At 70.9% G+C, this 18,851-nt stretch carries 20 protein-coding genes; 12 read left to right on the top strand and 8 right to left on the bottom strand.

Going from position 1 to position 18,851, the window contains the following annotated elements; all coding sequences use genetic code 11:
• Positions 1-32: 32 nt before the first annotated feature.
• Positions 33-428, bottom strand: coding sequence for a superoxide dismutase, Ni (sodN, locus tag CU044_RS21625; RefSeq protein ID WP_030352782.1), 396 nt, complete (start codon positions 426-428; stop codon positions 33-35).
• Between the two features lie 150 nt (positions 429-578).
• On the opposite strand from sodN, the gene sodX reads away from it, so the two are divergent.
• On the top strand, positions 579-995 hold the full coding sequence (sodX, locus tag CU044_RS21620) for a nickel-type superoxide dismutase maturation protease (RefSeq protein WP_129770381.1): 417 nt from the start codon (positions 579-581) through the stop codon (positions 993-995).
• Here sodX and CU044_RS21615 read toward each other — a convergent pair.
• Positions 899-1,528 carry a CGNR zinc finger domain-containing protein gene (locus CU044_RS21615; RefSeq protein WP_129770380.1) on the bottom strand — a complete coding sequence of 210 codons (630 nt, stop codon included), beginning with the start codon at positions 1,526-1,528 and terminating at the stop codon, positions 899-901. The two genes, sodX and CU044_RS21615, sit on opposite strands and share 97 nt — an antisense overlap.
• Before the next feature lie 90 nt (positions 1,529-1,618).
• On the opposite strand from CU044_RS21615, the gene CU044_RS21610 reads away from it, so the two are divergent.
• Positions 1,619-2,419 carry a class I SAM-dependent methyltransferase gene (locus CU044_RS21610; RefSeq protein WP_129770379.1) on the top strand — a complete coding sequence of 267 codons (801 nt, stop codon included), beginning with the start codon at positions 1,619-1,621 and terminating at the stop codon, positions 2,417-2,419.
• A 141-nt stretch (positions 2,420-2,560) separates the two neighbouring features.
• On the opposite strand, the gene CU044_RS21605 is transcribed toward CU044_RS21610, so the two are convergent.
• The 3 genes from CU044_RS21605 to CU044_RS21595 are packed head-to-tail and all read right to left on the bottom strand — an operon-like array spanning position 2,561 to position 5,278.
• Entirely contained in the window at positions 2,561-3,313 is a 753-nt protein-coding gene (locus CU044_RS21605; protein ID WP_129770882.1) for an amino acid ABC transporter ATP-binding protein, read from the bottom strand.
• Between the two features lie 5 nt (positions 3,314-3,318).
• Positions 3,319-4,269 (bottom strand): amino acid ABC transporter permease, encoded by a 951-nt coding sequence (locus CU044_RS21600; RefSeq protein WP_129770378.1) that lies wholly within the window; start codon positions 4,267-4,269, stop codon positions 3,319-3,321.
• 43 nt (positions 4,270-4,312) lie between these two features.
• Positions 4,313-5,278: an ABC transporter substrate-binding protein gene (locus CU044_RS21595; RefSeq protein ID WP_129770377.1), complete on the bottom strand. Its 966-nt coding sequence runs from the start codon at positions 5,276-5,278 to the stop codon at positions 4,313-4,315.
• Positions 5,279-5,809: 531 nt separating this feature from the next.
• On the opposite strand from CU044_RS21595, the gene CU044_RS21590 reads away from it, so the two are divergent.
• The 6 genes from CU044_RS21590 (at position 5,810) to CU044_RS21565 (ending at position 11,457) form a co-directional block, all read left to right on the top strand.
• A complete protein-coding gene (locus CU044_RS21590) occupies positions 5,810-7,039 on the top strand; it encodes an NADP-dependent malic enzyme (RefSeq protein WP_129770376.1) in 1,230 nt (409 codons plus the stop codon).
• 494 nt (positions 7,040-7,533) lie between these two features.
• Positions 7,534-8,055: a phosphoesterase gene (locus tag CU044_RS21585; protein WP_240045760.1), complete on the top strand. Its 522-nt coding sequence runs from the start codon at positions 7,534-7,536 to the stop codon at positions 8,053-8,055.
• Complete coding sequence (locus CU044_RS21580; protein ID WP_129770374.1) at positions 8,052-9,611, top strand: alkaline phosphatase D family protein; 1,560 nt, start codon at positions 8,052-8,054, stop codon at positions 9,609-9,611. The genes CU044_RS21585 and CU044_RS21580 overlap by 4 nt, the downstream gene beginning before the upstream one ends.
• 73 nt (positions 9,612-9,684) lie before the next feature.
• Positions 9,685-10,638 (top strand): zinc-binding dehydrogenase, encoded by a 954-nt coding sequence (locus tag CU044_RS21575; protein ID WP_129770373.1) that lies wholly within the window; start codon positions 9,685-9,687, stop codon positions 10,636-10,638.
• Positions 10,639-10,687: 49 nt separating this feature from the next.
• Positions 10,688-10,897, top strand: a complete 210-nt coding sequence (locus CU044_RS21570; RefSeq protein WP_030355647.1) for an HTH domain-containing protein — start codon at positions 10,688-10,690, stop codon at positions 10,895-10,897.
• Positions 10,897-11,457, top strand: a complete 561-nt coding sequence (locus tag CU044_RS21565; protein ID WP_129770372.1) for a Clp protease N-terminal domain-containing protein — start codon at positions 10,897-10,899, stop codon at positions 11,455-11,457. Before CU044_RS21570 ends, CU044_RS21565 begins: the two co-directional genes overlap by 1 nt.
• 331 nt (positions 11,458-11,788) lie before the next feature.
• On the opposite strand, the gene CU044_RS21560 is transcribed toward CU044_RS21565, so the two are convergent.
• Both CU044_RS21560 and CU044_RS21555 read right to left on the bottom strand, forming a co-directional pair.
• The gene (locus CU044_RS21560) at positions 11,789-12,709 is read right to left on the bottom strand and encodes a PadR family transcriptional regulator (protein ID WP_129770371.1); all 921 of its coding nucleotides are present in this window, start codon (positions 12,707-12,709) and stop codon (positions 11,789-11,791) included.
• Between the two features lie 2 nt (positions 12,710-12,711).
• On the bottom strand, positions 12,712-13,614 hold the full coding sequence (locus tag CU044_RS21555) for a DUF4097 family beta strand repeat-containing protein (protein WP_129770370.1): 903 nt from the start codon (positions 13,612-13,614) through the stop codon (positions 12,712-12,714).
• A 171-nt stretch (positions 13,615-13,785) separates the two neighbouring features.
• Here CU044_RS21555 and CU044_RS21550 point away from each other — a divergent pair, with 171 nt between their 5' ends.
• Positions 13,786-14,592, top strand: a complete 807-nt coding sequence (locus tag CU044_RS21550; RefSeq protein WP_129770369.1) for a hypothetical protein — start codon at positions 13,786-13,788, stop codon at positions 14,590-14,592.
• Positions 14,593-14,656: 64 nt separating this feature from the next.
• Here CU044_RS21550 and CU044_RS21545 read toward each other — a convergent pair whose 3' ends face one another.
• The gene (locus CU044_RS21545; protein ID WP_129770368.1) at positions 14,657-14,845 is read right to left on the bottom strand and encodes a DUF6104 family protein; all 189 of its coding nucleotides are present in this window, start codon (positions 14,843-14,845) and stop codon (positions 14,657-14,659) included.
• Between the two features lie 163 nt (positions 14,846-15,008).
• Between CU044_RS21545 and CU044_RS21540 the strand changes: the two genes are divergently transcribed.
• The 3 genes from CU044_RS21540 to CU044_RS21530 all read left to right on the top strand — a co-directional run bounded on the left by CU044_RS21540 (position 15,009) and on the right by CU044_RS21530 (position 18,848).
• Complete coding sequence (locus CU044_RS21540; protein WP_129770367.1) at positions 15,009-15,572, top strand: CU044_2847 family protein; 564 nt, start codon at positions 15,009-15,011, stop codon at positions 15,570-15,572.
• Positions 15,569-17,653, top strand: coding sequence for a trypsin-like peptidase domain-containing protein (locus tag CU044_RS21535; RefSeq protein ID WP_240045759.1), 2,085 nt, complete (start codon positions 15,569-15,571; stop codon positions 17,651-17,653). The genes CU044_RS21540 and CU044_RS21535 overlap by 4 nt, the downstream gene beginning before the upstream one ends.
• 106 nt (positions 17,654-17,759) lie before the next feature.
• The gene (locus tag CU044_RS21530; protein WP_129770366.1) at positions 17,760-18,848 is read left to right on the top strand and encodes a MoxR family ATPase; all 1,089 of its coding nucleotides are present in this window, start codon (positions 17,760-17,762) and stop codon (positions 18,846-18,848) included.
• Positions 18,849-18,851: the final 3 nt, after the last annotated feature.

The following is an 18,851-nucleotide window of genomic DNA, read 5'->3' as shown; positions in this document are numbered from 1 at the left end:
TGTAACCGCAGGTCAAGCGGCATGATCGGCGATCAGGCCTTCTTCGTCTCCCAGAAGATCTTGTCGATCTGGGCGATGTAGTCCAGGGCCTTCTGGCCCGTGGCCGGGTCCTTCGAGCCCTTCGCGGTCGACAGCGCCTTGAGGGTGTCGTTGACCAGTTGGTGCAGCTCCGGGTACTTCTCGAAGTGCGGGGGCTTGAAGTAGTCGCTCCAGAGCACCGAGACGTGGTGCTTCGCGAGCTCGGCGCGCTGCTCCTTGATGACCGTCGCGCGCGCCTGGAAGTGGGCGTCGTCGTTGCCCTGCATCTTCTCCTGGACGGCCTTGACGGACTCGGCCTCGATGCGGGCCTGGGCCGGGTCGTACACGCCGCAGGGGAGGTCGCAGTGGGCGCTGACCTTCACCTTGGGGGCAAACAGGCGGGAAAGCATGGAGCTGTCCTTCCTCGTGATCGTCTTCTCAGGTGGGACATTACTCCGTGAGAAGCCTGTTTTCGCGGGTGCCCCCTGGGGCTTAGGACAAAAGTCCGGGGTCAGGATGGGACCGGTGGCGGAACGTACCGTGGGACCGGGAGGTGCCGAATGGCGGAGCACGGGCGGGAGCCGAAGGTGTCGTTGGGGATCGCCGAGGTGATGGGGCCGTCCATGTATCCGACGCTCAGACACGGCGACCAGCTCCTCGTGCACTATCGCGCTCCCCTCAAGCCGGGCGATGTGGCGGTGCTCAAACATCCGCTGCAACAGGACTTGCTCATCGTGAAGCGGCTGGTCGAGCGCCGCGACGGCGGCTGGTGGGTGCTCGGGGACAATCCGGGCGCCGAGGGGGACAGCCGGGTGTTCGGCGCGGTGCCCGAGGAGCTGCTGCTGGGGCGGGTCCGGGCGCGCTACCGGCCGCTGGGGGATCAGCGGTCGGCGCGCGCGGTGGTGTCCTGGCTGGTGTCGGCGCTGCGGCCGGTGCCGGCCGAGCGCTCGGTCTCCAGGCGTTTGCGGGCCCGGTAGGCGGCGACGTTGGCGCGGGTCGCGCAGCGGTCCGAGCAGTAGCGGCGCGACCGGTTGGTGGACGTGTCCAGATAGGCGTTGCGGCAGGGCGCGGCCTGGCACAGGCCGAGCCGGTCGACGCCGTATTCCGTCAGATGGAACGCGAGCCCCATCGCCGCCGTCGCCGCGAACCCGGCCGTCGCGTTGGAGGGGTGGTCCGCGAGGTGCATGTGCCAGCGCGGATGGCCCTCGTCGTCGAGGAAGTCATGGCCGGAGATCTGCGGGCTGACCGGGAATTCGAGCAGCAGTGAGTTGAGCAGGTCCACCGCCTGGGTGGCCTCGCCCGCGTCGGCGGCGGTGAAGACCGCGCGCAGCCGGGCCCGTACCGACCGGAAGCGGGTGACGTCCGCGTCGGTGGCGCGGCGGGCCGCCTGCGAGCTGGGGCCGAAGAGGGCGCGGACGGCCTCGACCGAGGTCAGGGTGTCCGTACCGCGGGCCGGTTCCTCGGTGTTGACCAGTCGTACGGCGGAGTCCGAGTAAGAGGCCAGTTCCACTTGTAGTCCTTACGGAAGCGGTCTAGGGTCTGGAGGGAAATCGGTGTAATGGCTGGTTGTGCTTCTAGGGTATTACGGAGGAGGGTTTCCATGACGGAGACGGGAACCGCGAGTGCCGGAACCACGGCTGCGGGAACCACGGCTGCGGGGACCGACTGGCGCGGCTGGCAGGAGAGCTGGGACCGCCAGCAGGAGTGGTACATGCCCGACCGCGAGGAGCGCTTCCGGGTCATGCTGGACATGGTCGAAGCCGCGGTGGGCCCCGAGCCGAGAGTGCTCGATCTCGCCTGTGGCACGGGAAGTATCACGGACAGGCTGCTCCGCCGGTTCCCCGGAGCGACCAGCACCGGCGTCGACCTCGACCCCGCGCTCCTCGCCATCGCCCGCGGCTACTTCGCCGGGGACGAGCGCGTGAGCTTCGTGACCGCCGACCTGAAGGACCCGGGCTGGACGGCGCTCCTGCCGGGCGGCCCGTACGACGCCGTACTCACCGCGACCGCCCTCCACTGGCTGCGCGCCGAGCCGCTCGCGGTGCTGTACGGGCAGCTCGCGGGCCTGGTCAGGGACGGCGGCGTGGTCATGAACGCCGACCATATGACGGACGGTTCCACCCCCAGGATCAACGCGATCGAACGCGCCCACCGGCATGCCGGAATGGACCGTGCCAAGGCCGCGGGCGCCCTCGACTGGGCGGACTGGTGGGAGCTGGCCGGCCGGGACCCGGTCCTCGCGGAACCGACCGCCGAGCGCTTCAGGATCTACGGCGAACACGCGGAAGGCGATACTCCATCCGTGGACTGGCACGCGCGGAAGCTGCGTGACGCGGGCTTCGACGAGGTACGGACGGTCTGGTCCTCACCGTCCGACTCCCTCCTCCTCGCGCTCAAGTAGGCACTCAAGTAGGCACTCAAGCAGGCACTCAAGCAGGCAGCGGACGGAGCGGGGCCGAGCTGAGCCGGACCGGGGCCGGTATACGCGTGAGGGGCGGTACGGACGGGTCCGTGCCGCCCCTCACGCGTGCCGCACCGCCTTCTACAGCACCTTCGACAGGAACGACTTCGTCCGGTCGTGCTGAGGGTTCGTCAGCACCTCGCGCGGATGGCCCGATTCGACGACCACACCGTCGTCCATGAAGACCAGCGCGTCACCGACCTCCCGCGCGAAGCCCATCTCATGGGTGACCACGATCATCGTCATGCCGTCCTGCGCCAGATCGCGCATCACGTCGAGCACATCGCCCACCAGCTCCGGGTCGAGCGCCGACGTGGGCTCGTCGAAGAGCATCAGCTTGGGCTCCATCGCCAGCGCGCGGGCGATCGCCACCCGCTGCTGCTGGCCGCCGGAGAGCTGCGACGGATAGCTGCCGGCCTTGTCGGAGAGCCCGACCCGGTCCAGCAGCCGCTCGGCACGGGCGCGGGCCACGGCCTTCGCCTCGCCGCGCACCTGGACCGGCGCCTCCATGATGTTCTCGACCGCCGTCATATGCGGAAAGAGATTGAAGCGCTGGAAGACCATGCCGATGTCCCGGCGCTTCCTGGCGACCTCGCTGTCCTTCAGCTCGTACAGCTTGTCGCCCTTCTGGCGGTAGCCGACCAGCTCGCCGTCGACCGACAGCCGGCCCGCGTTGATCTTCTCCAGGTGGTTGATGCACCGCAGGAAGGTCGACTTGCCGGAGCCGGACGGGCCGATCAGACAGAAGACCTCGCGCGGGGCGACCTCCAGGTCGATGCCCTTGAGGATGTGGGCGGCGCCGAAGGACTTGTGTACGCCCTCGGCCTTCACCATCTGGGTCATGCCATGCCTCCCTTGGGCCGGCCGAGGGACAGCAGGTTGACGCGGACGCGCTGGAACGGGGTCATCGACAGGCTGCGGCTCGACCCGCGCGCGTAGTGCCGCTCCAGGTAGTACTGGCCGATGCTGAGCACCGACGTCAGGATCATGTACCAGGCCGCCGCAAGGAACAGCATCTCCACCGTGGCGCCCGAGGTCTGCGCCACGTTCTGGGTCGAGCGCAGCAGCTCGGTGTACTGCACCGCCACCGCCAGCGACGAGGTCTTCAGCATGTTGATGACCTCGTTGCCCGTGGGCGGCACGATCACCCGCATCGCCTGGGGCACGACGACCCGGCGCAGCGTCTTGGCGTGGCTCATGCCCAGCGCGTGCGCCGCCTCGGTCTGGCCCTCGTCGACGGCCTGGAGGCCGGCCCGGCAGATCTCCGCCATGTACGCCGCCTCATTGAGCCCGAGGCCCAGCAGCGCGCACAGGAACGGCGTCATGAACGAGGACCACTCGTCCTTGTAGACGGGCCCGAGGTTGATGTACTCGAAGACGATGCCCAGGTTGAACCAGACCAGCAGCTGCACGTAGACCGGCGTGCCGCGGAAGAACCAGATGTAGAACCAGGCGATGGCGGACGTCACCGGGTTCTTGGAGAGCCGCATCACCGCCAGGACGATGCCGAGCACCACGCCGAGGAGCATCGCGAGCACCGTGATGATCACGGTGTTCTTGACGCCGGTCAGGATCTGGCCGTCGAAGAAGTAGTCGGGGATGGCGCCCCAGTTCACATCCGCCTGGGCGAACGCGTACACGAGCGCGACCAGCACGCCGAGCGCGACGACCGCGGACACGTACCGCCCGTAGTGCCGCACCGGAATCGCCTTGATGGATTCCGGTGCGGTGGACGACACGTCCCGCGGGCCTTCCTTGGGGTCGTCCGACTTGTCGATGTCAACCGTCACGGATGTTGCCTCTGCCTTTCAGAGCCTTCGAGTGGGCGCGGAATCAGGAACCGCCGTTGAGCTTGGCTTCCTTGACCGCGCCGTCCGCGACGCCCCACTTGGCGATGACCTTGTCGTACTCGCCGTTCTTGATGATCGCGTCCAGCGCGGACTGGAGCGCCTTCGTCAGCGGGTTGTTCTTGGCGACGGCGATACCGTACGGAGCCGCCTCGACCTGCTCACCGACCAGCTGGAAGTCATTGCCGCCGCCCGAGGTCTTCACCGCGTACGCCGCGACCGGGAAGTCACTGGAACCGGCGTCCGCGCCGCCGCCGCGCAGCCGGGTCTGCGCCTCCAGGTCGTTGTCGAAGGCCTCCAGCGTGATCTTGCCCTTGCCGGCCTGCGTGCACTTCCCGCTCTCGGCCTTGGCCAGATCGTGGGAGACGGTGCCGCGCTGGACGACCATCTTCTTGCCGCAGAGGTCGGACCAGGTGGTGATGCCCTTGTCGTCGCCCTTCTTGGTGTAGATCGAGACACCGGCGGTGAAGTAGTCGATGAAGTCGACGCCCTCGCCGACCTTCTTGCCGGTGTCGCCGTCCACACCGTTCTGCCGGTCCTTCGTGTCCGTCATGGCCGACATGGCGATGTCGTACCGCTTGGACCGCAGACCGGTCAGCAGGGTGTCGAAGGTGCCGTTCTCGAACTCGAACTTCACGCCGAGCTGCTTGCCGAGCGCGTCGGCGAGATCCGGGTCGATGCCGACGGTCTTGCCGGACTTGTCCTTGAATTCCACCGGCGGGTACGCGATGTCCGAGCCGACCTTGACGACGCCCTTGTCCTGGATCGCCTTCGGCAGCTGGTCGAAGAGCGGGGCCTTGGCCCCGGCGGAGGAGCCGCTGTCCTTCTTCTTGGCGCCTTCGGTCTGGTCGCCACAAGCGGTCAGCAGCAGGGTGCCCGCGACCGCGAGCGCGCCGACCGCGGCGATCCTGGACTTCGCGGCGGTCGTCCGGCGAGTGGTGCTTGCGGTCATGATCAGGATCCTCCGGCGGATGAGGGAGCTGCCAAATGGCCGAGCACGCGTCTTCGAGTGTCGCGACCGAGTGTGATTAGGGCATCTTGCCATTCGGACTGGCCCATTCAGGGGACCGGGCATGTCAAAATCGGGTAACGGGAGACCCCCTGCCCCCGGCGTGGCGGTACATCAAGACCGGACCATCTGCTGGAATACCTTCTTCCGGCCGGATAATCTCCGGCCCGTCTTCTTTCTGGGGCGTGGTTCATGCCGCTTATCGGAAGTGTCCGAATATTCGGCTATGAGTCATCTCACCGGGGAGATGCCGGGGAGATACGGACTCGTGGACGACGTGGTCCGTCCGGTAAGAAGGATGATTACACCCCTCATCCGGGGCTCAGGGCGCGTGTGCGGCGCGCCCGCGCGTAGTTGTCACCTTTCAGCGCCGAGCGGACCAACCCGGCGCGGATCGCGCACGCGGTGCCCACCCACCCCTCCTTGACCAGGAGCGGCAACCCTCAACTGATGAAGACTTAAGGGGTCATCCACATGGCAGCGGAGATTGTCAATCCTCGCAGCGACAGCGCCACCGACAACCAGGGCGGTACGGGGAGTGCTCCGGACGAGCCCTTCGATCCGGCCTTCACGCTGCACCGCGGCGGCAAGATGGCCATCCAGGCCACCGTGCCGGTGCGTGACAAGGACGATCTGTCCCTCGCGTACACCCCCGGGGTCGCGAAGGTGTGCAGCGCGATCGCCGAGCGGCCCGAGCTGGTGCACGACTACACCTGGAAGTCGCAGGTCGTCGCCGTCGTGACGGACGGTACGGCGGTGCTCGGACTCGGCGACATCGGGCCGGAGGCCTCGCTCCCCGTGATGGAGGGCAAGGCGATCCTGTTCAAGCAGTTCGGCGGGGTCGACGCGGTGCCGCTGGCGCTCGCGACCACCGACACGGACGAGATCATCGACACCGTCGTGCGGCTCGCGCCGTCCTTCGGCGGCGTCAACCTCGAAGACATCTCGGCGCCGCGCTGCTTCGAGATCGAGCGCAGGCTCCAGGAACGACTGGACATCCCCGTCTTCCACGACGACCAGCACGGCACGGCCGTCGTGACGCTCGCCGCCCTGCGCAACGCGGCGAAACTGACGAAGCGCGAGCTCGGCGAACTGCGCGCCGTCATCTCGGGCGCGGGGGCGGCCGGGGTCGCCATCGCCAAGTTCCTGCTGGAGGCGGGCATCGGAGATGTCGCGGTCGCCGACCGCAGGGGCGTCGTCAGCCGCGACCGCGACGACCTCACCGACGTCAAGCGCGAACTGGCCGAGATCACCAACCGCGCCGGGCTCTCCGGCTCGCTGGAAGCCGCGCTCTCCGGCGCGGACGTCTTCATCGGCGTCTCCGGCGGCACGGTCCCGGAGCCGGCGGTCGCGTCGATGGCGCCGGGCGCGTTCGTCTTCGCGATGGCCAACCCGAACCCGGAGGTCCACCCGGACATCGCGCACCAGTACGCGTCCGTCGTGGCCACCGGGCGCTCCGACTACCCGAACCAGATCAACAACGTGCTCGCCTTCCCGGGGATCTTCGCGGGCGCGCTCCAGGTCCGGGCGTCCCGGATCACGGAGGGCATGAAGATCGCGGCGGCGAACGCGTTGGCCGACGTGGTCGGCGAGGAGCTGGCGGCGGACTATGTGATTCCGTCGCCGTTCGACGAGCGGGTGGCGCCGGCGGTGACGGCGGCGGTGGCGGCGGCGGCGCGATCGGAGGGCGTGGCGCGCCGGTAGCCGTCCGGCGGTGCGCCGTCCGGCGGGGGGCGTGGTCCGGGGTGCCTTTCGGCTCGGGCCGGTTTTTGTGTGCGGGCTGTGGTCCGGGGCGCGGTCGTCTTCGGCTGGGGCCGGTGGTGTGGTGCGGGTTGTTGCCGGGTGGCGCGGTTCGCCTCCGGCTGGGGGGCGTGTCCGGGGTGCGTTTCGGCTGAGGCCGGTGGTTGTGCGCGGGTTGTTGCCGTGGGCCGGGGGCCGGGGCCTCCGGACATGTGCCTCCGGAGGCCCCGGACCCCGGCCCACGGCAACGAGACCGCAACCCGGCGACCGCACCCCGCACCCCGCACCCGCCCCGCCCCCCGCCGGAGGCACACCGCACCGGGCCGCAATCCCCCATCAGCCCCTGGTTCATGACCGCCTGTTGTGATGCCCTGTGACGACTGTCGACTCAGGAGGCGCTTGTGAACCTGCTCGTCAATGGTGACGCCGAGCGTGGACCCGGAGGGAGTGCCGAGCCCGTGTCCGCCGTTCACGGTTGGGTCGTACGGGAAGGCGCGCCCGCGCTCGTCGGGTACGACGTCGGGAACGGCTATCCCACCTCCGCGGACCCCGGCCCCGCACACCGTGGCAGCCGGTTCTTCTCCGGCGGGAACAGCCCGCGCACCGCCCTCGTCCAGGACGTCCCGCTGCCCGTCGATGGGCCGGCCGGCCGCGCCGCCGTGGATGCCGGGCGTGTGCGGTACGCCGTTTCCGGGTGGCTCGGCGGGTACGCCACGCAGGAGGACGGCGCCAGGCTGTCGGTCGAGTTCCGCGACGGCAGGGGCACACCCGTCGCCCTGTCCGTGCTCGGCCCGGTCACCGCGGCCGAACGCGGCGGCCGGACCGCGCTGGTCGAGCGGAGCGCCCAGGCCGCCGTGCCGCCCGGCGCCCGGTCCGCGCGGGTGCTGCTCGTCTTCACCCGGTCCGGCTCCGGGGTCTCCAACGACGGTTACGCCGACGCGCTCTCGCTGACTCTGACGGCCTCGGGGGGACGGGCATGAAACTGAACCGACGCGATCTGCTCAAGGCGGCCGGAGCCGCCGGAGCGCTCAACGTGGTCTGGCCGCTGAGCGCCGGGCTCTCGCCCGCGCAGGCCCGCGAGGCCGCCGAGGCGCTCGGCTCGACGTACGACGCCGCTCCTTTCACGCTCGGCGTCGCCTCGGGCGATCCGCAGCCCACGAGCGTGGTGCTGTGGACGCGCCTCGCGCCCGAGCCGTTCGCCGAGCCCGGTGAACAGCCGCTGCCGGAGGTCGTCGAGGTGCGCTGGGTCGTGGCCGAGGACCGGGCGCTGCGCCGGGTCGTCGCCCGGGGCACGGCCCCCGCGTCCGCGACGCTCGGGCACAGCGTGCACGTACCGGTCCACGGCCTGCGTCCGGGCCGCGCGTACTGGTACGCGTTCACCGCGCTGGGCCGTACCAGCAGGCTCGGCAGGACCAGGACCGCGCCCTCGGGACGCGTGGGGAGTGTCCGCTTCGCCGCGGCCAACTGCCAGAACTACCCGCAGGGTTACTACGCGGCACTGCGCGGGATCGCCCGTGAGCGGCTGGACTTCGTCATCCATCTCGGCGACTACATCTACGAGTACGGGCCCGAGGGCGGCGAGGTCGTCCGCGACAACAACGGCCCGATGATCTACACGCTCGCCGACTACCGCAAGCGCCACGCGCTCTACAAGGGCGATCCGTCGCTGCGCGAGGCGCACGCGGCCCACCCCTGGTTCCTGACCTGGGACGACCACGAGGTCGCCAACGACTACAGCGGTACGGGCGGCGGGGCGCCGTTCCTCCAGCGCCGGGCAGCCGCCTACCAGGCGTGGTACGAGCATCTGCCGCACCGCGACGCCGGTGACTCCGCCCTGCCCGACCCGGACATCCACCGGGTACGCCGCTGGGGCGATCTGCTGGAGCTGGCCGTGCTGGATCTGCGGCAGTACCGCTCCGCGCAGAACCTCCCGGACGGCACGATCCTCGGCGCCGACCAGAAGGCGTGGCTCAAGAGGACCGTCGACCGCGCCCCCGACTCCTGGCACATCTGGGCCAACTCGATCATGCTCAGCCAGCTGCGCGGCTCGCCCGGCGGTTCGTACATGTTCACCGACCAGTGGGACGGCTTCCTCGCCGAGCGCAAGGAGGTGCTCGGCCATGTCCGTACCAGCGGTCTGGAGGACCTCGTCGTCCTCACGGGGGACTGGCACTCGGCGTTCGTCGATGACATCAGGCCGGACTACGACGACACGGAATCGCCCGTCATCGGTACGGAGTTCACGGCGCACTCGGTGACGTCCAGCGCGTACGACCCGGAGTGGAACGCGACCAACGGCCCGCTCATGGGCCGGGCCAATCCGCACCTCCAGTACTTCGAGGGAAACCGGTACGGCTACGACGTGTACGAGGTGACACCGGAGCGCTTCACCACCCATATGCGGGTGATCGAGGACCGCCGGGATCCCGCCTCGCCCGTGTCCACGCTGACCACCTTCCACGTGGACCGGGGAACGGCGGGCGCGTACGAGGACCCGGCGACGAGGAACTCGCCCGCGCAGTACCGCAGGGACTGATCCGGGGCGCGGGACGCGTGTCACACGCGCGTACGGTTCCTCCGCGTCCCGCGTCCGCTCTATCGTCAAGGTCATGTTCGCCGCCTACGCAGCCCGTATTGACCGCGACCACCCCCTCAACGGCCTTGAGCTGGGCGAACGCCCCGCGCCCGAGGTGCGCCCCGGCTGGACCACCGTCACGGTGAAGGCCGCCTCGCTCAACCACCACGATCTGTGGTCGCTGCGCGGGGTCGGCCTGCCCGAGGGCAGGCTGCCGATGATCCTCGGCTGTGACGCCGCCGGTCTCGACCCGGACGGCAACGAGGTCGTCGTGCATTCGGTGATCGGCGGAGGTGACCACGGCGCGGAGCCCCGTTCGATCCTCACCGAGCACTACCAGGGCACGTTCGCCGAGCAGGTCACCGTGCCCGCCGGGAACGTCCTGCCCAAGCCGCCGCAGCTCACCTTCGAACAGGCCGCCTGTCTGCCGACCGCCTGGCTGACCGCGTACCGGATGCTGTTCACCAACGCCGGTGTCCGGCCCGGGGATTCGGTCCTCGTCCAGGGCGCCGGCGGCGGGGTCGCCACGGCGGCCATCGTCCTCGGCAGCGCCGCGGGGCTACGGGTGTACGCGACCAGCCGCGACGAGGCCAAGCGGGCGCGCGCGGTCGAACTGGGCGCGCTGGAGGCGTACGAGCCGGGCGCGCGGCTGCCGCACCGGGTGGACGCCGTCATCGAGACGGTCGGCGCCGCGACGTGGTCACACTCCATCAAGTGCCTCCGGCGCGGTGGCACGCTGGTGATCTCGGGCGCCACGAGCGGTGACCGTCCGGCGCACGCCGAGCTGACCCGGATCTTCTTCCTGGAGCTGAGGGTCGTCGGCTCGACGATGGGGTCGAGGGACGAGCTGGAGGACCTGCTCGCCTTCTGCGCGGTGAAGGGCGTACGGCCGGTGATCGACGAGGTGCTGCCGCTGGAGCGGGCGCGGGAGGGCTTCGAGCGGATGGCGGCGGGCGATCTGTTCGGCAAGGTCGTACTGACCCCCTGAGGTGTCAACGTGTGTTGACAACGCCTCCATGTCAACGTACGTTGACGTCATGACCGAAGCAACGGATCTCGCCGAGCGGGCGGGTGACCGCGACCCCCGGGTCGGGCTGAGGGCGGTCGCCGCGCTGCGGCGGCTGCTGGAGCAGCTCGAAGCAGTACAGGTGCGCAGCGCCCGCAACCAGGGCTGGTCGTGGCAGGAGATCGCGGACGAGCTGGGCGTCAGCCGGCAGGCCGCGCACAAGAAGCATGGGAGGCAGTGATGTTCGAACGGTTCACCGAGGGCGCCCGCGGTGTGGTCACCGGGGCCGTCGGACACTCCGAGCGCACGGGAGCGGACACAGTCACCGATGAACACCTCCTGCTGGCGCTGCTCGACCAGCAGGGCACCCGCGCGTCCTTCGCGCTGACCGCGCTCGGTATCACCGACCGGCGCGACTCCCTGGAGGACGCGTTCGCCCAGGCGCGCAGGCGGGGCGGGCTGACACAGGCGGACACGGACGCGCTGGCCGGGATCGGGATCGACGTGGGGGAGATCGTCTCGAAGGTCGAGGAGGCCCACGGCGAGGGCGCGATGCGGGTCGGCAGGAAGCCGAGGCGGTGGTGGTCGGGGCACCGGGGATTCACCCCGGCGGCGAAGGCCACGCTGGAGAAGTCGCTCCGGATCGCACTGGGCCGCGGCGACCGCCACATCGGCGACGAACACCTCCTGCTCGCGCTGACGGCACGGCCGGGGGTGGTGTCGGAGGTCCTGGCGGACCACGGAGCGACGTACGCGGCGGTGGAACGCGCGATGTTCGGCGGCCTGTCGAAGGCGAGCTAGGTGTTCGGTCCGGCCGATCTTCGTGTGCTCGGAGCGCCTGGTGCGGCGTCGACCGGGCGGGACCTGGTCGGTGGCGCGGGGTGAAGGGGGGCGCGCAGGGGTCGTGTCCGGGACGTAGAGCGTGATGTGTGGCGCGCGGACGCCCGAACCATCGTCTGGCCGGAGTCGTGCCGTAAATCATGCAGTCCCGGACATGAGCCCGGAGCGCCACCCGGCGACAACCCGCACACGACCACCGGCCTCAGCCAAAGACGACCACACCCCGGACCACAACCCGCACCCGAAAACCGACCCCCGCCAGAGACGACCGCACCCCGGCCCCCGCCCCGCGTCACCCCTTGCGCAACACCCCGTCGATACGCGTAGCCGCCGCCGACAAGTGCCCGCTCGCCTCCGTCAGTTGCGCCTCCGTCACCCCGTTGTCCCGCGCCGCGTCGCGGATGTCGTCGCGGAAGCGGTCCAGCAGCCGGTCCAGGTCGCGTGCCGGGTCCCCCGTCCGCGGGATGTCCGCAGCCCAGCCCGGGTCGGGCTCCGCCTGCTCGGCGGGCGGCGGTTTGCGGGTGGACCAGGCCGTGCCGGCCAGGCCGCTCAGCTGGTCGGCCAGTTCCGACATGCCCTCGCGTACGGCGCTCGGCCAGTCGCCCCGCACGAAGTGGTCCTGGACCTGGTCCTGGACCTGCTTCGCGATGCGCTCCACCGTCTCGCGGGTCTGCTGCGCGTCCTCGCGGGCCCGGCGGGACTCGTCCTTCGCGCGGCGGGCCTGCTCCTTCCACTCCTGCTTCGCGCGCTTGAGTTCCTCCTTGGCCGCGCGCCAGGAGTCGTTGTCCCCGAAGGCCGACTCCCAGTCCGTCCGCGTGCCGCCCTTGCGGGTCTCGGAGGCCGCCGCGCGCATCTCGCTGCGCAGCTGGCCCGCCGCGCCCCGTACGTCGTCGCGGATCTCCGCCGCCAGCTCGGCCACGGACTCGCGGATCTCCAGCTCCAGGTCGGCCAGCTCGCCCCCGCGGCCCGCCAGTTCGGCGCGGCCCGCGTCGGTGATCGAGTAGACCTTGCGGCCGCCTTCGGTGGCGTGTGTGACGAGGCCCTCGGCCTCCAGCTTGGCCAGCCGGGGGTAGACCGTGCCGGCGGACGGTGCGTACAGGCCCTGGAAGCGTTCCTCCAGGAGGCGGATCACCTCGTAGCCGTGGCGCGGCGCCTCGTCGAGGAGCTTGAGCAGATAGAGGCGGAGTCGGCCGTGGGCGAAGACCGGAGGCATGGTCAGAGCTCCTTCGTGTCGGACGGCGCGGTGCCGGCCCGGGACGGGGAGGGGGAGTCGTACGGGCCGTCCTCCGCCGGTGGCCTTCTCAGCAGCGCGATCGAGCCGGACACCGTGGTCGCCTTGAGCGTGCCGGTGCCCGCCCCCAGTGTGCCGGTGATCTTGTGCGCGCCCCACTGGCCGCTGACCCGCAGATCCTCGAACGCGTTGGAGACGGCGCCGCTCGCCGTGTTCACCTCGACCCGCGCGTCCGTGGGGTGCGGCAGCCGGATCGCGATCCCGCCCGAGACCGTCGTCAGCTTGATGTCGGTGGGCTCGCCCGTCGGGTCGACGTCCACGACCATGTCGCCGCTGACCGAGTCGGCCCGTACGGACGATCCCGCGCCCTCGACGACCGTCAGATCGCCCGAGACGGAGTGGAAGCGCAGCTCGCCGGTGACCGCCTGGGCCTCCACGTTGCCGGAGACCGTGTCGGCGCGCACCGCGCCGGACAGCCCCACGAGCGTGGTGTCGCCGCTGACGCCCCGGACGTCCGTACGCCCCCGTACCCCCGAGACCACGGCCCCCGCGCCGACCACCCCGACCTCGACCTCCGTCCCCGCGGGTACCGCGACGGAGACGACCGCGCTGCGGTGCCTGCCCTTGCGGTCCAGCCAGTTGAGGAAGCCCTTCCAGGGCAGGTCCTCGTAGGCGATCGTGAGCGTGGAACCGTCTCTGGTCACGATCAGCGGCGGGCCCTCGACCTGGGAGATCTCCAGATGGGCGCCGCCCTGTTCGTTCAGGACGGACTCGTCCGTGCCGACGACGTTCACGGTCCCGTTGACCACCCGCACATTGAGCGAGGTCACCGGGTCGTCAAAGGTGAGCTTTCTCGGCTCGGCGACTTCCCACGTCGACTCTGCCATGGTGCTGACCTCCTGAGGCCCGGCGTAACGCAACATATCGCGTCTCTTGGTGAACACGATATATCGCGGTTATCGGAAGTCAAGGCCGGGTGGCCGAACCCGTGAGGCGCGAGGACAGCCGCCCGGCGGTCACAACGCCCATATCCCGGCAAAGTGCCCTAGCGTAAAGCTATGAACGCGACTTCCGTGGGGGCTCTCCTGCTCTGCCGGGCCGAGCCGGCGGCGGTACGGCCCGCCGCCCATCTGCTCCGCGAACGGCTGCTGCTCGCCCCGGCGGGCGAGGGCTGGACCGTGCTGGTGCCCGAGGGCAAGCCCTGGCTGCACGGCGGCGATCCGGTCGACCGGGTGGTCGTGAGCTGGGCCACCGCGCTCGCCGTCGGCTCCAACTGGCCGGTTCTCGCGCTGTGGTGGGACGCGGACCGGGCCGGTTACACCCTGGCGGCCGGCTTCCGGCGCACCGTCGGCTATGTCTGGCTCGCGGACGGCACGCCCGCCGGGGAGGACGAGGCGATGCGTACGTTCGCGGCCCGCCTCGGCCTCGATCCCGTCCTGGATCTCCAGGCGCTGGAGCCGCTGACCCGTCAGGACCCGGAGGCGGACTCCCGGGCCAGGCTGCGCGTGCTGGCCGCGTTCCTCACCCGTACCGGCCTCATGCTTCCGGCGGGTCTCACCCCGGGCGAACCGGCCGACCGGCTGCGCGAGGTCGCACGGATCCAGCCGGACGCCGAGCCTCTCGAATGGGCCGGCTGGCGCGACACCGTACGGGCCGAGCTGGACGTGGTGGAGGACGGGCCGCTGGGCCCCTGGCTCCGCGGTCCCAAGGCCCGGCTGCTCGCCGCCGCCCAACTCGCGACGGGCGTACCGCTGGTCCTCTGGGCGGCCCGCCGCCGGAGCGCCGGGTGGGCCTTCGCGGGCACGCTGCTCGTCACGCACGGCGTGCTGGGACTCGCGTACGACCGGTTCCGCGCCCAGGAATGAGCGACGGGACGGCCGACGGGACGGCCGACGGGACGGCCGACGGGACTGCGGATCGGATGAGCGACTATTCGTCGTAGTCGTCGTCTTCGTCGTCCAGCCGCGCCAGCCACGTCGCGAGACGTTCTACCGGGACCTCGAAATCGGGATTGAGGTCGACGAACGTACGCAGCTGTTCGGCCAGCCACTCGAAAGTGACCTCCTCCTCGCCGCGCCGTTTCTCCAGTTCCTCGATCCCACGGTCGGTGAAGTACATGGAATCAGCCTAATGCCTGGTGAGCGGGGTGTGAGGACCGGGAACGAGGTCCCCGCCGCCGCGGAGAACCGTTCGGGTGCGTGCCGCCGTCCTTTCCCATGACCCTCGCGCCGGCCCTCTACTGCCGTTAATCTGCGGGGAATTGGGGGAAACGGGGGAAGTCATGGGTGATGACGAGGCCAATGTCACGCGTATCGAAATGCCGGACGGCACGCCCGTATGGGCCCGGATCTCGGGGGCCGCGGAACTGCGCCGCCCTTCCGGGGGCCTGACCTACGCGGACACCGGGTTCGCCGACCAGGTGCAGGCCCGGGTCGAGAGCCTGCAATCCGTCGTGACCAGCGTCGCGCGGTCTCTTGCCGGGCCTCTACGCGCGGTGCGTCCCGACGAGGTGAGTGTTGAGTTCGGCATCGAACTCACCGCCAAGTCCGGCAAGATCGTCGGACTGCTCGCGGACGGTGAGGCCAAGGGGGGCATCAAAGTCACCCTGACGTGGAACGACGGCGGTCCGCCCGCCGATCTCGCCGGGCCACGGCCGCTGGTGCCGTCCCAGACCGCGCCACCACCACCGCCCGCCGCGCCACCGTCGGCGCCGCCGGCCGTCCCGCCCGCTGTCCCGCCGTCCGTCCCGCCCGTCGCGCCGACCGCCGGTGGCACGCCCGGCGCACAACCCGGCGCACCGGCGCATCCCGACGGGCCCACGCCCCCGGCCGGGAGCGGAGCATGATCGACGGGCTCGGCCGGGGCGTGCCCGGGGCCTTCGGGGACAGCGGACTCGCCCTCCGCGACCTCGTCATGGCCGCCACCGTGCGCATCCATGGCCCGGAGGGCGGGTATGACCCTGACGGGCCGAGCGGAAGCTTCCTGGGGAGCGGCTTCTTCATCGCCCCGAGCTGGGTTCTCACATGTGCGCATGTGGCGTTGCAGGGGGAGGGGCGGGACGTGACCGTGGTCTTCGAAACCGGTCCCCGAAGCGGCGAGACGGCGGTCGCGGGGGCCGTCGTGGCGGCGCTTCCCGAGGCGTCCCCCGGCGGTGCCGGTCCCGGCGCGGGCTGGCCGGCGCCGGATCTCGCGCTCGTCCGGCTCAGCAGGCCCGTCGACCACGCCTGCGTGTATGTGAGCGAGCGTCCCGCGAAGTTCTTCGGCGGCGAGCCGGTGCTCTACTCGGGCTGGACCGAGGTGGGCGGCCGGCTGAAGCGGCTCAGCGGGCAGTGCGCCGTCCAGGGCACGGTCGGCGGCTGGGCCGACTCCGACGAGCAGATGCGGCTCGGCGGGGACGTGCTGCCGCCGGGGGTCTCCGGCGGGCCCGCCGTCGATCTGCACCGCGGCGAAGTGGTCGGGGTGCTGAAGTCACAGCTCCTCGGCGCCATGGGCGGGACCTCCATCGCCATCGACCGGCTGCGTTCGCTGCCGGTGCCCGCCACCATGGCCGGGGCGGAGTCGGACGACGACTACCAGGCGGTGTTCCACGCCCATGACCGCTACCACGCCGACCGGCACATCAGCCGGGTGGGCACCGACCGTACGTGGACCGACGTGCAGAGCTCCCTCGCCACCGGCGCCGACCGCGCGCTGACCCCGCAGCAGCGCGTCACGCTGCTCGGCAGGCTCGCCGAGCTGCCGCCGCCGGTCTCCACCCACAGCCTGCTCGATCTGCTCTTCCGGCTGCCCAATGTGCACTCCGTGGACCGCTATCCCGCGCCGCGCAGCTGGCGGGACGGGCTCGGGGCGCTCTACGAGACCCGCGGCGGGGAGGCCGCGCTCGAACTCGTCCTGCGCTACTGCATGAGCGTCATCTCCGCCGAGCGCCCCTATGTCACGCACACCACCGCGACGGCCGAGCAGAAACTCTGGGACTGGGTGAAGGGGCTCGCCGACAGCCAGCTCTCGCGGGAGTTCCGCAACGAGATCACCCGGCTGTGGTCCGCCGGACGCCACCGTACGGACCGCGAGCAGCGGCGGGCGGCCCCGGCCTACGGCGAGCGGCCACGGGAAGGGGAGCGCCCCTTCGTCCTGCTGGAGCTGGAGCCGCGCGGCTGGGAGCGGGACAGCTACGACTGGCGGGTGGGCGTCGCCCGGCACAGCGGAGAGGTGGTGCCGGTCGCCGAGGACAGCCGCGGCACCCCCGGCCACTCGCTGCGCACGCGCCTCACCGCCGCGCTGACCGAGGCGTTCCGCCGCTGCGACGAGCCGGACAGCCCCGCCATGCTCCAGGTGGCCGTCGTACAGGCGCTGCTCGGCCTTGAGGTCGACGGCTGGCAGCTGTCGCCCGACGAGCCACCGCTCGGCGTCACGCGTCCGGTGGTCGTGCGCTGTTCGGACCAGGAGTCACCGCTCTCGGAGGACGAGGCGCGGGAGCGCAGGGCGCGCTGGAGCCGTACGTGGAGTGCGGCGATGCAGGCCGAGGTCATCGACTGCGAGGACGGATTGCGGGTACCCGTTCCTACGGAGGAGAGCCTGCGCTCTCTGGCGTACGAGACCGTGCCCGTGCTCTGCCGCTACGGCGACCGGCCCGACGGGGAGACCTCCGCCGGTCTGGCGCGGGTGGTGCGCGGCGGCTTCCATGTCGCCCTCCTGCGACGCGGCATGGACCGTCCCGACGTGGTCTGCGCGGACTTCCACCGGGGCGCGGTGGCCACCGTCGCGGAGGCGGGCACCGCCGATCAGCTGCCGTGGAAGATCCAGGAACTGAGACAGGGAGTGCGCGCGGGCCGTACGGAGATGTTCTGGTCGGACGGAGTCGCGCTCTTCTACGACGATCCGCACCACCCGCTTCCCGGCTCCGGCCAGTTGCTGGAAGCGCCGTGAACCGCCCCGGCCGTCGGCCTCTTACGGGGTCGGCGGCGGATCGCTACCGTGTGGCACGTTCGGCGGTTGCTGCCCCTGGCGGACGAGTGATGACGAGGAACACGCAATGAGTGAACCCAGCGAGTGGCTCATCTACCGAGGGGCCGGCGAACCGCACGGAGGCATCACGCAACTGCCTCCGCCGCCTCCCTGGCGGGACTTCGCGGGCCGCGGCGACAACTCCCCGCACGGCGAGGGCGGTACGGACGACGGCAGGGACGGCGGCGACGGCTCGGCCGACCGGCGGCTCGGCGGCTACCGGCACGAGGCGGAGCTGCACCGGCCGGGCGCCGAGGAGCTCGAAATGATCAACGCGGCCCTCTACTTGAGGCGCCCGCTGCTGGTCACCGGAAGCCCCGGCGCGGGCAAGAGCACGCTGGCCCACTCCGTCGCGCACGAACTGGGGCTCGGCAGGGTGCTGCGCTGGCCCATCGTCAGCAGGTCGGCCCTCCAGGACGGGCTGTACCACTACGACGCGATCGCCCGGCTCCAGGACGTGCAACTGGCCGCGCACAGCGCCGCGGGCACGAACGGGGCGGGCGGCACGGACGGTGCGGGCGGCACGGACCGTCATGACCCGTCGGCGGACATCGGCAGCTATATCCGGCTCGGCCCGCTGGGCACCGCGCTGCTGCCCTCGGAGCAGCCCCGCGTGCTGCTCATCGACGAGCTGGACAAGAGCGACATCGATCTGCCGAACGACCTCCTCAATGTGCTGGAGGAAGGGGAGTTCGGCATTCCGGAGCTGGAGCGGATCGCCGACCGGCTGCCCGACGGCGAGGCCGAGGTCCTCACCGACGACGGCAGGAAGGTGAAGATCAAGGGCGGCCGGGTGCAGTGCCGTGCCTTCCCGTTCGTCGTCCTCACCAGCAACGGCGAGCGCGACTTCCCGGCGCCCCTGATGCGCCGCTGTATCCATCTGGAGCTGGGCCGCCCCGACCACCAGCGGCTCGCCACGTTCGTACGGGCCCATCTCGGCGACGAGGCCGCGCGCGCCGGCGACGATCTGATCATCCACTTCCTGGAGCGCTCCCGCAGCGAACTGATCTCCACCGACCAGCTGCTGAACGCCATCTATCTCACCGACGCCGCCGCCCCGGCGGGCCGCGACCGCCTCGCCGACCTGCTCATCCAGCGACTCGACCGGCCGAGGTGATGC

This window comes from Streptomyces sp. L-9-10 (genome assembly GCF_004151105.1).
Lineage (GTDB): Bacteria > Actinomycetota > Actinomycetes > Streptomycetales > Streptomycetaceae > Streptomyces.
Note: the sequence above shows the minus strand (reverse complement) of the source record. Positions and strands in the feature narration are given on the sequence as shown.